We start from the raw sequence: 13,052 nt of genomic DNA, 5'->3' as shown, positions 1-13,052 counted from the left end.
CTTACTTAGGGGGCCCTGAGTTCACTTGGGGTTACGAATTGCGAAAGGCTAACAAGTTAGCTGCTCGAACGCTTCCCCAAATGTCTCACTATACGAGATTGCAGTACTGGATGTGGACGGAAGTGGCCTGGGCAGTGGTGTCCAGACGCTCCTTGAGCTGCTTACTACCCTCACCTGGGGGGATTCTTACTTCCTTGCTGCCTACTTCTCCGTGGTTGACGTCGGTCGCCCGCAGGCGGCACACGGCCATCCGGTCGGCCGGCTTGCTCACCGTGAAGGTGATCTCGGCCTCGTCCGGGCGTTCTATGGAGAAGGTGATGACCTGAGGCTTGGCGCCGGTGGCGCTGCCCGTCATCGACCACATCACATAGCCCCAGCCACCAGCGACGATGGCGACCAGCACCCCGATCACCACGTGCACAACCATGCGGCCCCCGCGCCTCTGCCGATCGGGGAAGTCGTCGGGTGTGCCGAGAACGGGCCCGTTCTCGACATCTCTGGTGGCCATGGCGGAATCTCCCTGCACTCCCTAAGCGTTATCCGAGACAATTGTCGCCCGCGTGGGCCCCGCCCTCGCGACCGCCCAGCAGAAACTAACCTCTCTGGGCACCTGATCGGTCCAACTGAGGAGACATCGAGCCCGTGAGTGCACCGCTGAGGCTGATGGCCGTCCACGCCCATCCGGATGACGAGTCGAGCAAGGGAGCCGCCACGATGGCGCGCTACGTGCGCGAAGGCGTCGAGGTTCTGGTCTGTACCCTCACGGGCGGCGAGCGCGGTTCCGTGCTCAACCCGAAGATGGACCGTCCCGAGGTGGTCGCCAACATCGCCGAGATCCGCAGGGCCGAGATGGATCGCGCGCGCGAGATCCTCGGCGTCCGGCAGCGTTTCCTCGGCTTCATCGACTCGGGGCTGCCGGAGAGCGAGGAGGAGGAGCTGCCCGACGGCTGCTTCGCCCTCCAGCCGCTGGAGAAGGCCGCCGAGCCGCTCGTGGCCGCGGTCCGTGAGTTCCGCCCGCACGTGATCATCACTTATGACGACGACGGCGGCTACCCGCACCCCGACCACATCATGACCAACCGGGTCTCCGTCGAGGCCTTCGAGGCGGCCGGCGACCCCGACCGCTACCCGGGCACCGGCGACCCGTGGCAGCCGCTGAAGCTCTACTACCAGATGGGCTTCACCAAGGAGCGCTTCGAGGCACTGCACGACGCGATGACCGAGCGCGGCATCGGCTCGCCGTACGCCGACTGGATCTCCCGCTGGGAGGACCGGCCCGCCAAGTGGCCGGTGACCACCCGGGTGCCGTGCGCCGAGTACTTCGACATCCGCGACCAGGCGCTCATCGCCCACGCCACGCAGATCGACCCGGACGGCTGGTTCTTCAGCTGCCCGCGCGAGCTGCAGCAGGAGATCTGGCCGACCGAGGACTACCACCTGGCCCGCTCTCTGGTCGACACCGATCTGCCGGAGGACGACCTGTTCGCCGGCATCCACGCCGACGACCCCAGCCCCGCCTGCCACTGAACGGGACCGGGTGCCGGTCCGACCACCGCACCCGGATGGCAGACTGGAAGAGTGACAGTTCTGGCAGCTGGCGAAGTCAGCCCCGGCCTGCTCGGCTTCCTCGTCGTGGCGGCCATCGGCGCGGCCCTGTACCTCTTGATCAAGTCCATGAACAAGCAGATGGGCAGGATCACGGTGCCGCGCGACGGCGACGTGCCCGACGAGAAGAAGGCCGAGTAGATGCCGACCGAGATAGTCGACAACTCGACGGAGAGCCGCTTCGAGATCCTCGTGGACGGCAGGGTCGCCGGGTTCGCCGACTACAAGCTGCTGCCCACCAAGATCATTATCACCCACACCGAGGTGCTGCGGGAGTTCGAGGGTCAGGGCCTGGCGGGCAGGCTGGTCAGGCACGCGCTCGACGCCAGCCGCGACACCGGGCTGAAGGTCTCGCCCGTGTGCCCCTACGTGAAGACCTACATCGAGCGCCACCCCGAGTACCAGGACCTACTCAGCGGGTGACCAGGCGCGCTCCAGCGCCCTCGGCAGGCCCCACCAGCCGAGCGGCGTGAGCACGTCGTCCTGGTCCACGATGCCGAGGTAGCCCCACAGGAACACCACCGGCAGGAACAGTCCCTCGGTGGTGGCGAGTTCCTCCTCGTCGCCCTCCGCGCCTTCGACATCGATGTCCTCGGACTCGGCGATGAGCCTGGCGATGCGCTCGGGCGAGGCCAGCACCCCGGGGCCCAGCCTGGCCAGCGCGGCCACGGCCGCCAGCCAGTCGGCGTGCTGGATCGCGCAGAGGTTGGCCAGCACCGTGTCCTCGTGGCCGAGTTCGGCGTCCAGGTCGGAGAACTCCTCCGGGTCCTCGACGTCGGCCAGGTCGGAGATCGGCCCGGCGATGCCGGCCGCGACCGCCGTCCACAGGTCCGCGTCGTCGTCGGGCAGCGGCCGGTCGTCCAGCCCCGCGCACGCGCGCAGCACGTTGCCCGGATAGCCGGGCAGGCCGAGGATCTCCCGCAGGCGCTCGGCCGCCCGCTCCAGATCGGCCTCGGGCAGCTCCGGCCGCTTGGGCAACTGGGCCACGATCCGGCGCAGCTCCGACAGGGCGAACGCCTCCTCCTCGTCCCAGGCGGCGAACAACTCCTCGTCCTGCTCGTCGCTGACCGCGTGACCGGGCACCCGCCCGTCGGGCAGCGGCGAGTTCAGCCACCGCTCCTGCAGGTCCTCGTACGCGCGGCGCTCCTCCGGCTCCTCGCGGGCCAGCGCGTCAGGGTCGATCTCACCCGCCGCGATCCGCTCCTCCAGGAAGGCGACCATCAGGTCGTACATCTCGGCCGCCACCGGGCCGCGCTCGTCCTCCTCCGGCCAGACGAAGTAGCCGGGAGTCAGCAGGATCGGCTCGCTGCCCGTGGCCTCCAGCCACCGCTGCACCTCACCGACGGTGGCCGCGCCCGACTCGATCGAGCTGAGCATCGCCTTGGCCGACTCCCAGAACGGCAGGGAGAGCGGGTTGGCCGCGCCCATCAGGGCGCGGCGCAGGTCGGGCATGGCCACCAGCGCCACCCCCGACGGTACGGCGAGCAGCGCGCGGGCCACGTCCCTGCGAGTGAGGGCGGCGGCGGGGCGGCCGGCATGCCTGCTGACGAAATCCAGATCCACGCTCCGTAACCTACGCCCCACGACGGCGGCACGTCCCGGACCGCCCGGTTCGTCCCGGTGACCTAGTTGTTCGCTTCTGACAGGATGGTCACATGAACCGGCTGGGTAGTGAGACCTCTCCCTACCTCCTCCAGCACGCCGCCAATCCAGTCGACTGGTGGCCTTGGGGAGAGGAGGCGATGCAAGAAGCGAGACGGCGGGACGTACCCCTACTGATCAGTGTGGGTTACTCATCCTGCCATTGGTTACCCGCTTCTTGACCGCCACTGATGCCATGTGATGGCGCATGAGAGCTTCGAGGACGAAGCCACCGCCCAGTTGATGAACGAGCACTTCGTCTGCGTCAAGGTCGACCGCGAGGAACGCCCCGACGTCGACGCCGTGTACATGAGCGCCACCCAGGCCATGACCCACCAGGGCGGCTGGCCGATGACGGTGTTCGCCACGCCCGACGGCCACCCCTTCTACTGCGGCACCTACTTCCCCCGCGACACCTTCCGGAGGCTGCTGCTCGGCGTCCACCAGGCGTGGACGGGCGACCGGGAGCAGGTCCTGGCCCAGGGGTCGAAGGTGGTCCAGGCGCTCAACTCCCACACCTCGCTGCCCAACGGCCCGCTGCCGGAGGCGGCCACGCTGGAGCGGGCCGTACGGAATCTGCGCGCGGGCTTCGACGCCGAGCGGGGCGGGTTCGGTGACGCGCCCAAGTTCCCGCCGTCGATGGTGCTGGAGTTCCTGCTGCGCGCGGGTGAGCGCGAGATGTCGGCGCGCACGCTGGAGGCTATGGCCAGGGGCGGCATCTACGACCAGCTCGGCGGCGGCTTCGCCCGCTACAGCGTGGACGCGGGCTGGGTGGTGCCGCACTTCGAGAAGATGCTCTACGACAACGCCCTGCTGCTGCGCGTCTACACCCACTGGTGGCGCCTGTCGCGCGAGCCGCTGGCCCGCAGGGTCGCGCTGGAGACCGCCGAGTGGCTGCTGCGTGAGATGGGCACGGCGGAGGGCGGGTTCGCCTCCGCGCTCGACGCCGACAGCGAGGGCGAGGAGGGCAAGTTCTACGTCTGGACGCCGGCCGAGCTCACGGAGGTGCTCGGCGCCGAGGACGGCGCGTGGGCGGCGGAGCTGTTCGAGGTCACCGGCACGTTCGAGCACGGCACGTCGGTGCTGCAGTTGCCGCGCGACCCGGACGACCGCGCGCGCTACGAGCGGGTCCGCGAGCGGTTGCTCTCCGCCCGGGACCTGCGCGTACGGCCCGGCCGCGACGACAAGGTCGTGGCCGCGTGGAACGGCCTGGCCATCGCCGCGCTGGCCGAGACCGGCGTCGTGTTCGAGCGCGACGACCTGGTGGCGGCGGCGCGGGCGGCGGCCGTCCTGCTGGAGGAGGTGCACGTCACCGGTGACCGGCTGACCCGCACCTCCCGCGACGGCCGGGCCGGCACCAACGCCGGCGTGCTCGAGGACTACGCCGACGTGGCCGAGGGCCTGCTCACGCTCTACTCCGCGACCGGCGAGACCCGCTGGTTCACGCTGGCGGGGACCCTGCTGGAGACCGTGCTCACCAGGTTCGCCGACGGCGAGGGCGGGTTCTACGACACCGCGGACGACTCCGAGCGGCTGTTCCAGCGTCCGCAGGACCCCACGGACAACGCGGTGCCCTCCGGGCAGTTCGCGGCGGCCGGGGCCCTGCTGTCGTACGCGGCGCTGACCGGCTCCCGACGGCACCGCGAGGCGGCCTACGACGCGCTCGGCACCGTTTCCGTGCTGGCCGCCGGCCATGCCAGGTTCGCGGGCTGGGGCTTGGCGGTCGCCTCCGCCGCGCTGGCCGGACCGGTGGAGGTGGCCGTGGTCGGCGCCCCCGGCGATCCCGGCACGCGGGCGCTGCACCGGGAGGCCATGCTGTCCGGCTCGCCGGGACTGGTGATCGCGCTCGGGCCGTCCGAGGAGGTGCCGCTGCTGGCGGGGCGCGCGGGGATCGACGGCGGGGCCACGGCCTACGTCTGCCGCGACTTCGCCTGCCGGCTGCCCGTGACCACCCCGGAGGACCTGCGGGCCGAGCTGTCGGCCTAAAGTACCGGGATGGCTAACCTACGGGAGCAGATTCTCCGCGAACTCGGGGTGAAGGCGACCATCGTCCCCAAAGTCGAAATCCGCCGGCGGATCGACTTCCTCAAGGACTACCTGCGCTCGACCCCGGCCAAGGGCTACGTGCTCGGGGTCAGCGGCGGCCAGGACAGCACGCTGACCGGCCGGTTGTGCCAGCTCGCCGCCGAGGAGCTGCGCGCCGGGGGGCACGCGGCCACCTTCGTCGCGGCGCGGCTGCCCTACGGCGTGCAGGCCGACGAGCACGACGCGCAGATCGCCCTGGACTTCATCCGCCCGGACCGCTCGATCGCGGTGAACGTCAAGCCGGGCGCGGACGCGACCGCGGCGCAGACGGCGCTCGGCGTGCGGGAACTGCTGGGCGATGAGCCCACGCTGCGCGACTTCGTGCGCGGCAACACCAAGGCGCGCGAGCGCATGGTGATCCAGTTCGCGATCGCCGGGCAGCTCGGCATGCTCGTCGTGGGCACCGACCACGCGGCGGAGGCCGTGACCGGCTTCTTCACCAAGTACGGCGACGGCGGCGCCGACCTCACCCCGTTGACCGGGCTGACCAAGCGCCAGGGCGCCGCGCTGCTTCAGGAGCTGGGCGCGCCGCCGAGCGTCTGGGAGAAGGTGCCGACCGCCGACCTGGAGGACGATCGGCCCGCGCTGCCCGACGAGGTGGCGCTCGGCCTGACCTACGCCCAGATCGACGACTACCTGGAAGGCGCCGAGGTTCCGCCGGAGGTGGCGGCCAAGGTCGAGTCGGCCTATCTCGCCACCCGGCACAAGCGGGCGCTTCCCGTCACGCCGCTCGACGACTGGTGGCGGCCCGGGGCCTAGCCGTTGGGGCGGCCGTTGGCGGGGCGGCCGGCGTTGTCCCGGCCGTCACCCGGTCCCGTGGTGGGGGCGCCGGTGCCGTCGCCGCCCGTGGGCGGGCCGGTCTCCGGCTCCTCCGGGAGGGTCGGGTCGTCGCTGGGGGTGTCCGTGGGCTCGGGCTCCGTGGGCTCGAACGTCGGGTCGGGCGTCTGGGTGACGTCGTCGTTGGGCCAGCCGTCCGGATCGCGGGCGTCGTCGTCGCGCGTGCCGCGGTCGTCCTGGGGCTCGGAGTCGTAGGTTCCGTAGCCGAAGTCCGTGGGCTCGGGGAACTGTACGACGGGCTTGCCGGCCATCGCCTCGGTCATGAAGGCCCGCCAGATCTGGGCGGGGAGCTGGCCACCGAACTGCACGCCGTACCCGGGGATCTGGACGGTCTTGTTGTCGTCGCGGAACATGTTCACCGCGGTCGCCATCTGGGCGGTGAAGCCGTTGAACCACACGGCGCCGGAGTCGTCGGTGGTGCCGGTCTTGCCGGCGACGGGGCGGTCGTAGAGGCGGGCGGCGGTGCCGGTGCCGTACTTGACGACCTGCTGCATCGCGTACGTGGCGTCGCCGGCGGCTTCCTTGCTGATGGCCTGGGCGGTGGCCGGCTTGATGGTCGTCTTCTTGCCGCGGGCGTCGGTGACCGACTTGATGACGTGCGCCTCGGCGTGTACGCCGCCGTTGGCGAAGGTGGAGAAGCCGGAGGCGTTCTGCACGGCGCTGAGCGAGGCCACGCCGAGCGGGAACGAGGCGGCGCCCTGGTGCTGCTTGAGCTGGGCGGCGGGGATGCCCATGGCCTCGGCGGTGGCGGCGACCTTGTCGAGGCCGACCTTCTGGCCGAGGTCGACGAAGGCGGTGTTGACGGAGCTCTGGGTGGCGCGGATCAGATTGATGTGGCCGTAGGAGCGCCCGCTGTCGTTGGGGATGGGGTGTGAGGGGTCGGAGGCCACGCGCATCGGCGAGTTGCCGTCGACCCGCGTCGACAGGCCCATGCCGTCGTTGAGCGCGGCGGCCAGCGTGTACGGCTTGAAGGTCGAGCCCGCCTGTACCTGGGAGGAGAAGGCGTTGTCGTACTTGTACTGGGAGGCCTTGCCGCCGTAGAAGGCGATGACCTCGCCGGTGGACGGTTCGACGGCGGCCAGGCCGACGCGGATCTTCTTCGGGGTGCCGGCCGGGATGACCTGCTTCACCGCGCGGGCGGCGGCGTCCATGAGCTTCTTGTCGAAGGTGGTCACGATCTTCAGGCCGCCGCCGTTGATGGCCTCGTCGGTGTAGCCGCGCCGGTTGAGCTCGGCGCGTACCTGGTCGACCATGTACTGGCTCTGGCCCTTGAACTCGAAGGGCTTCTTCGGTGCCTTGAGCGTGGGGAACTTCTCGGCCGCCGCCTGGTCGGGCGTGAGCGCGCCGATCTCGCGCATGCCGTTGATCACCGAGGTCCAGCGGGACCTGGCCGCGTCGAGGTCGCCGCCCTGGGGGTCGGCGAAGCGGCTGGGCTGCTGGATGACGGAGGCGAGGTAGGCGGCCTCGGAGACGGTGATCTTGCTGACGTCCTTGCCGAAGTAGGCCTGGGAGGCGGCCTGCACGCCGTTGGCGCCGCGGCCGAAGTAGATCGTGTTGAGGTACTGCTCCAGCACCCATTCCTTCGACTTGGACTGGTCGACCTTCATCGCGATGAGGATCTCTTTGAACTTGCGGGTGACCGACCGCTCCTGGCTGAGCCCGCTGTAGTAGTTGCGGACGAGCTGCTGCGTGATCGTGGAGCCGCCCTGCAACTGCTGGCCGGTGACGGTGGACCAGACCGAGCGCACGGTGCCCTTCACCGACACGCCGCTGTCGGTGTAGAAGGAGCGGTTCTCGATGGCGATGACCGCGTCGCGCACGTGCTTGGGCACGCTCGCGAGTGGAACGTTCTTACGGTCGACGCCCTGCCGGGCGATCTCGGTCTTGCCGTCGCGGTAGTAGATGACGGAGCCCTGTGCGGTGGCCTGCTTCTGCGTGCTGTCGGGAATGGGAGTCATCGCCCACGCGATGCCGAAGAGCCCGATCATGAGCACGATTCCCACACCACTGGCGATTAGGAAATAGCGGAGAATCCGCCGCTTTCGCATGCCCTTCTCCCCATCACTCCGCACGCGCAACCCCCCGATCGCCCTCTGCTCCGCCCTCGCGACCTGGGCGAATGTCAAGGGTAAACGATCGATAACGGTGCCTCGACCCTGAACCCGATGGTACGTCTACCGCGCCACACGACGCGGGACATCCGCGACCAAGGGCAGCACACGGTATGGGACAGGTGTGTCGAGTGCGATTACGGAAGATGTTCTGAGCACCCCCTGGACTTCCACGATCTGGTCGATAACCCGCTGGAGGTCGGCATTCGTGCGCGCCACGACCCGGCAGATGAGATCACTTCCGCCGGTGATCGTGTGAACTTCGAGCACCTCGGGAATGTGCGCGAGCCGGTCCGCCACGGGGTCGTGCCCGGCCACCTGGCGAATCTCCATTGTGACGAACGCCATGACGTCGTAGCCCAGCGCGGCGGGCGAGACTTCAGGACCGAAGCCGGTGATCACCCCCCGGGCGATCATGCGATCGAGCCGCGCCTGGACGGTCCCGCGCGCCACGCCGAGCCGCCGCGAGCACTCCAGGACGCCGAGCCGCGGCTCAGCGGTTAGCAGACTGAGCAGTTTGGCGTCCAGTTCGTCGATGGCCATGGACAGATTGTCCACCAAAACAAGTCACTGTTGCGCACTAAGCTCATCAAATTCAACAGTTAGCCCTATGAGCGACGTATTTCCGGTGAACGGCATGCACGCCGTGGTCTTCGCGGTGGGCAACGCCAAGCAGACCGCCCACTACTACTCGACCGCCTTCGGAATGCAGCTGGTGGCCTACCGGGGCCCGGAGACCGGCAGCAGGGACGAGGTGGCGTACGTGCTCAAGTCCGGCGGCGCCGTCTTCGAGTTCAGGTCCGCGGTACGGCCCGGCCACGACCTGGCCCGCCATGTGGCCGAACACGGTGACGGCGTGGTCGACCTGGCCATCGAGGTGCCCGACGTCGAGGCGGGGTACGCCTATGCCGTCGCCCATGGGGCGCGGGGGCTTGCGGAGCCGTACACGATGGAGGACGAGCACGGGAAGGTGATCGTCGCCGCGATCGCCACCTACGGCGAGACCCGCCACACGCTGATCGACCGTTCCAACTACAACGGCCCCTACCTGCCCGGTTACGCCGCCCGCGAGCCGATGGTGGCACCTCCCGCCAAGCGGTTCTTCCAGGCGATCGACCACTGCGTCGGCAACGTCGAGCTGGGCAAGATGGATGAGTGGGTGGAGTTCTACCGCGAGGTGATGGGCTTCACGAACATGGCGGAGTTCGTGGGCGACGACATCGCCACCGAGTACTCCGCGCTGATGTCCAAGGTCGTCGCCGACGGCACCAGGAAGGTCAAGTTCCCGCTGAACGAGCCCGCGATCAGCAGGAAGAAGTCGCAGATCGACGAGTACCTCGAGTTCTACGGGGGCCCCGGGGTCCAGCACATCGCGCTGGCCACCAACGACATCCTGGCCACGGTGGACAACATGCGCGCGGCGGGCGTGCAGTTCCTCGACACTCCCGACTCCTACTACGACGACCCCGAGCTGCGCTCGCGCATCGGCGAGGTCAGGGCGCCGATCGAGGAGCTGAAGAAGCGCAAGATCCTCGTGGACCGCGACGAGGACGGCTACCTCCTGCAGATCTTCACCAAGCCCGTGCAGGACCGGCCCACGGTCTTCTTCGAGCTCATCGAGCGCCACGGCTCGCTCGGCTTCGGAAAGGGCAACTTCAAGGCGCTGTTCGAGGCCATCGAGCGCGAGCAGGAACTCAGGGGCAACCTTTAGTTTGTCCTGACCCGGTGGTGGTGATCTTGCTTGCATGACACCACCACTGGCGGGGCGCTGGCGGCGACTGTTCTCGGGCATCCTGGACGAGATCATCATCGCGATCGTCTCGATACCGTTCAGCTGGAGCAGCTGGACGTACGTCTGGGACTCCAGCCGGGGCATCTGGGAGCGCATCCCGACGCAGCACGTCTTCCTGCAGTCGGTCATCGCCTTCCTCTACTTCTGGCTGCTGCACTCCTACTGGAACGGCCAGACGGTCGGCAAGAAGGTCTTCGGCATGCGGGTGGTGCAGGAGAGCGGCGGCAAGGCCACGGTCGGCCAGGTGGCCATCCGCGAGGCGGTACGGACCGTGCTGAGCTGGCTGTGCTGCATCGGCGCCCTTCTGGACCTGGGCTGGATTCTCTTCGACGACCGTAAGCAGGCACTGCACGACAAGGCGGGCAAGACGCTCGTCGTGGATGCCTGAACCAGGGTCTTACCTATCGTAGGCTTCTGGTCACGCTTCGAAGGGAGACGTGGCCATGGGGTCCACCCGGCGCATCGCGGTATCGCTCACCGCGCTTCTCGCCGTGCTCGCCTGCTCGCCGTCCAACGGCGCCGCCGCCCCGACGTCGGCCCAGCCGGTGGCGGGAGACGCGGGCGCGCCGGGGATCGGCGACGCGGATTTCCCGCTCGACGGCAACGGCGGCTACGACGTCGCCCACTACGACCTCCGCCTCGACTACGACCCCGGCAAACTCCACCTCAACGGCGTGGCCGCCATCCAGGCCAGGGCCACCCAGCGGCTGAGCCGGTTCAACCTCGACCTGGCCGGGCTCGACGTCGGCGGCGTGTCGGTCGACGCGCGCGAGGCGACGTACTCCCGCAACGGCGACGAGCTGACCGTGATCCCGGCGCGGCCGCTGGACAAGGGCGCCAAGTTCACCGTGAAGATCACGTACTCCGGCACCCCGCGGCCGATCAAGGACGCCACCAACCTCGGCACGTACGGCTGGATCGCCACCCCCGACGGCGCCTTCGTCGTCTGCGAGCCCAATGGCGCCAAGACCTGGTTCCCCGCCAACGACCACCCGGCCGACAAGGCCCGCTTCGACTTCGAGATCACCGTCCCGCAGGGGCTGACCGCGCTGGCCAACGGCGAGCTGACCGGCAAGCCGCGGACCTCGGGCGGCAAGACCACCTTCACGTGGCGCGAGAAGCACCCGATGGTCACCTACCTGGCCACGGCGACGCTGGGCCGCTTCGAACTGCGCCAGGGCAAGACCGCCACCGGCATCACGAACCTGGCCGCCGTCGACCCGGGGTTCCGTTCCTCGCTCGACCGGCTCTACACCGTCTCCGGCCAGGTCACCGACTACTGGAGCTCGGTCTTCGGCCCCTACCCGTTCTCCTCGACGGGCGGCGTGGTGGACAACTTCCCCGCCGGTTACGCGCTGGAGAACCAGACCAAGCCCATGTACGGCGGCTTCGACCCCGACGAGGGCATCATCGCCCACGAGCTGGCCCACCAGTGGTTCGGCAACAGCCTGAGCGTCAAGCGCTGGCGCGACCTGTGGCTCAACGAGGGCTTCGCCACCTACGCCGAGTGGCTGTGGCAGGAGCACCGCGGCAAGTCCCGCGCCCAGGCGGTCTTCGACAACTACTACGCCCGCCCGGCCACCGACCCCATCTGGGCCTACCCGCCCGGCAGGGCCAAGCCGAAGGACCTGTTCAACGAGTCGGTCTACACGCGGGGCGCGATGACGCTGCACGCGCTGCGCACCGAGATCGGCGACCCCGCGTTCTTCCGCCTGATCAAGGACTGGGCCGCCGGGCACCGCTACGGGCACGTGACCACGACGCAGTTCGTCGCGCTGGCCGAGAAGGTGTCGGGCAAGCAGCTGGACAAGCTGTTCGACGCGTGGCTCTTCCAGCCCAGGAAGCCGGCGGGCGGCTAGTCCCGCCAGTAGAAGAAACGGTCCAGGGCGAGCGCCGCGGCCCCGGCCACTCCGGCGTCGCGGCCGAGGCCGCAGCGGTCCAGGTGGACGGGCTCGCGCGTCCTGTCTCGCAGGGCGGCGCGTATCCGGTCGAGCAGGTCCTCGGGCGCGGCGGCGAACAGGCCGCCGAGCCGGACGTGCTCGGGGCTGAGCAGGGTGACGGCGGCGGCCAGGGCGGTGGCGAGCCAGGTGGCCACCTCGTCACGGAGCACCGCGTCGGCCGCCACGGCCGCCATCAGGCCCTCCCGTCCTCCTCCGCCGCCGGGCAGGCGGGCGGACAGGGCGGGTCCGGAGATCACGGCGGCCAGGCAGCCGGTGCCGCCGCAGGCGCAGGCCGGGCCGTCGTCCGTCACGCGGAGGTGGCCCAGGTCCGCCGGGCGAAAAGGGCGGCCGTCGAGCACCGCCCCCGCACTCACGCCGCCGTCCACGTGCACGTAGACCAGGTCGCGGGCGCGGCAGCCGTACCTCGCCTCGGCCAGGGCCATGGCGCAGGCGTCGTGGCCGGTCACGACGCCCGGCCCGAGCGGGACCCCGAGCCGGTCGGCCACGCGCCGGTCGGGCGCGGCCACGCCGACGCCCAGCACCCGCGCGGGATCCACCCCCGACGCCGCGACCAGCGCGTGGATCGCCTCGGGCAAAGGCCCGCGGGCCGGTACGGCGCCGCCGGCCGCCCGGCCCAGGAGATCGCGCAGCCCCATCCGCACCCCGTCCGCCCCGGCGTGCACCCCGACCACCCAGAACGCCTCCGGCAGCAACGCCACGTCGGTGGCGGGACGCCCGACCCGGGGCGCGCCCGGCAGCCCTTCGGCCAGGCAGCCGTCCGCGATGAGCTGGCCGACGACCTTGGTCATCGTGGTGGCCGACAGCCCCGTCCTGCGGGCCAGCTCCGCCCTCGGCATCGGTCCGGCGTCACGGAGGAGACGCAGCACGAGGCCGCGGGCTGTATTGGTCATGGTGAGAACGAACCTAATCTCCCCATCACCGGACACAAGACCCAAAAGGCACTAGCTGCCCCTCGGGTCCGCCCAGGTCGTTCCACGACGGATCCACGACCGCACCGGCGACGAGCGGCCTCTTGAACGA

Annotated in this window: 12 protein-coding genes and 1 pseudogene; 8 read left to right on the top strand and 5 right to left on the bottom strand. The window is 69.8% G+C overall.

The window, feature by feature from the left end:
• Positions 1 to 88: 88 nt before the first annotated feature.
• Positions 89 to 508, bottom strand: coding sequence for a DUF4307 domain-containing protein (locus ACIBKY_RS22640; RefSeq protein WP_379610731.1), 420 nt, complete (start codon positions 506 to 508; stop codon positions 89 to 91).
• Between the two features lie 134 nt (positions 509 to 642).
• Here ACIBKY_RS22640 and mca point away from each other — a divergent pair, with 134 nt between their 5' ends.
• Genes mca through ACIBKY_RS22625 form a run of 3 tightly spaced genes read left to right on the top strand, consistent with a single transcriptional unit; the run spans position 643 to position 2,028 of the window.
• A complete protein-coding gene (gene mca / locus ACIBKY_RS22635; RefSeq protein ID WP_397099033.1) occupies positions 643 to 1,527 on the top strand; it encodes a mycothiol conjugate amidase Mca in 885 nt (294 codons plus the stop codon).
• Positions 1,528 to 1,578: 51 nt separating this feature from the next.
• Positions 1,579 to 1,746, top strand: coding sequence for a hypothetical protein (locus ACIBKY_RS22630; protein WP_184967652.1), 168 nt, complete (start codon positions 1,579 to 1,581; stop codon positions 1,744 to 1,746).
• Positions 1,747 to 2,028 carry a GNAT family N-acetyltransferase gene (locus tag ACIBKY_RS22625; protein ID WP_397099031.1) on the top strand — a complete coding sequence of 94 codons (282 nt, stop codon included), beginning with the start codon at positions 1,747 to 1,749 and terminating at the stop codon, positions 2,026 to 2,028.
• On the opposite strand, the gene ACIBKY_RS22620 is transcribed toward ACIBKY_RS22625, so the two are convergent.
• Positions 2,014 to 3,168: a hypothetical protein gene (locus tag ACIBKY_RS22620; protein WP_397099030.1), complete on the bottom strand. Its 1,155-nt coding sequence runs from the start codon at positions 3,166 to 3,168 to the stop codon at positions 2,014 to 2,016. The two genes, ACIBKY_RS22625 and ACIBKY_RS22620, sit on opposite strands and share 15 nt — an antisense overlap.
• A gap of 92 nt (positions 3,169 to 3,260) precedes the next feature.
• Between ACIBKY_RS22620 and ACIBKY_RS22615 the strand changes: the two are divergent.
• Both ACIBKY_RS22615 and nadE read left to right on the top strand, forming a co-directional pair.
• A pseudogene (locus tag ACIBKY_RS22615) lies at positions 3,261 to 5,232 on the top strand (thioredoxin domain-containing protein).
• A 9-nt stretch (positions 5,233 to 5,241) separates the two neighbouring features.
• Complete coding sequence (gene nadE, locus ACIBKY_RS22610; protein ID WP_397099028.1) at positions 5,242 to 6,090, top strand: ammonia-dependent NAD(+) synthetase; 849 nt, start codon at positions 5,242 to 5,244, stop codon at positions 6,088 to 6,090.
• Here nadE and ACIBKY_RS22605 read toward each other — a convergent pair.
• Together ACIBKY_RS22605 and ACIBKY_RS22600 are read right to left on the bottom strand one after the other, a co-directional pair.
• Positions 6,087 to 8,171: a transglycosylase domain-containing protein gene (locus ACIBKY_RS22605; protein WP_397099026.1), complete on the bottom strand. Its 2,085-nt coding sequence runs from the start codon at positions 8,169 to 8,171 to the stop codon at positions 6,087 to 6,089. The two genes, nadE and ACIBKY_RS22605, sit on opposite strands and share 4 nt — an antisense overlap.
• Positions 8,172 to 8,342: 171 nt before the next feature.
• Positions 8,343 to 8,822 (bottom strand): Lrp/AsnC family transcriptional regulator, encoded by a 480-nt coding sequence (locus ACIBKY_RS22600; protein ID WP_397099024.1) that lies wholly within the window; start codon positions 8,820 to 8,822, stop codon positions 8,343 to 8,345.
• A gap of 67 nt (positions 8,823 to 8,889) precedes the next feature.
• On the opposite strand from ACIBKY_RS22600, the gene hppD reads away from it, so the two are divergent.
• The 3 genes from hppD to ACIBKY_RS22585 are packed head-to-tail and all read left to right on the top strand — an operon-like array spanning position 8,890 to position 11,930.
• Positions 8,890 to 9,990, top strand: coding sequence for a 4-hydroxyphenylpyruvate dioxygenase (gene hppD / locus ACIBKY_RS22595; protein WP_397099022.1), 1,101 nt, complete (start codon positions 8,890 to 8,892; stop codon positions 9,988 to 9,990).
• Between the two features lie 34 nt (positions 9,991 to 10,024).
• The gene (locus tag ACIBKY_RS22590) at positions 10,025 to 10,459 is read left to right on the top strand and encodes an RDD family protein (protein WP_397099020.1); all 435 of its coding nucleotides are present in this window, start codon (positions 10,025 to 10,027) and stop codon (positions 10,457 to 10,459) included.
• Between the two features lie 55 nt (positions 10,460 to 10,514).
• A complete protein-coding gene (locus ACIBKY_RS22585; protein WP_397099018.1) occupies positions 10,515 to 11,930 on the top strand; it encodes a M1 family metallopeptidase in 1,416 nt (471 codons plus the stop codon).
• On the opposite strand, the gene ACIBKY_RS22580 is transcribed toward ACIBKY_RS22585, so the two are convergent.
• On the bottom strand, positions 11,927 to 12,922 hold the full coding sequence (locus tag ACIBKY_RS22580) for an ROK family protein (protein ID WP_397099016.1): 996 nt from the start codon (positions 12,920 to 12,922) through the stop codon (positions 11,927 to 11,929). The two genes, ACIBKY_RS22585 and ACIBKY_RS22580, sit on opposite strands and share 4 nt — an antisense overlap.
• Between the last annotated feature and the right edge of the window lie 130 nt (positions 12,923 to 13,052).

Source organism: Nonomuraea sp. NPDC050394, from assembly GCF_044459065.1.
Classification (GTDB): domain Bacteria; phylum Actinomycetota; class Actinomycetes; order Streptosporangiales; family Streptosporangiaceae; genus Nonomuraea.
This window is presented reverse-complemented; position numbering and strand designations above follow the sequence as displayed.

Coding starts and splice junctions, on each gene's coding strand:
- ACIBKY_RS22590 (WP_397099020.1), top strand. CDS start 10,025: ATGACACCACCACTGGCGGGGCGCTGGCGGCGACTGTTCTCGGGCATC.
- ACIBKY_RS22640 (WP_379610731.1), bottom strand. CDS start 508: ATGGCCACCAGAGATGTCGAGAACGGGCCCGTTCTCGGCACACCCGAC.
- nadE (WP_397099028.1), top strand. CDS start 5,242: ATGGCTAACCTACGGGAGCAGATTCTCCGCGAACTCGGGGTGAAGGCG.
- ACIBKY_RS22600 (WP_397099024.1), bottom strand. CDS start 8,822: ATGGCCATCGACGAACTGGACGCCAAACTGCTCAGTCTGCTAACCGCT.
- ACIBKY_RS22580 (WP_397099016.1), bottom strand. CDS start 12,922: ATGACCAATACAGCCCGCGGCCTCGTGCTGCGTCTCCTCCGTGACGCC.
- ACIBKY_RS22625 (WP_397099031.1), top strand. CDS start 1,747: ATGCCGACCGAGATAGTCGACAACTCGACGGAGAGCCGCTTCGAGATC.
- hppD (WP_397099022.1), top strand. CDS start 8,890: ATGAGCGACGTATTTCCGGTGAACGGCATGCACGCCGTGGTCTTCGCG.
- ACIBKY_RS22585 (WP_397099018.1), top strand. CDS start 10,515: ATGGGGTCCACCCGGCGCATCGCGGTATCGCTCACCGCGCTTCTCGCC.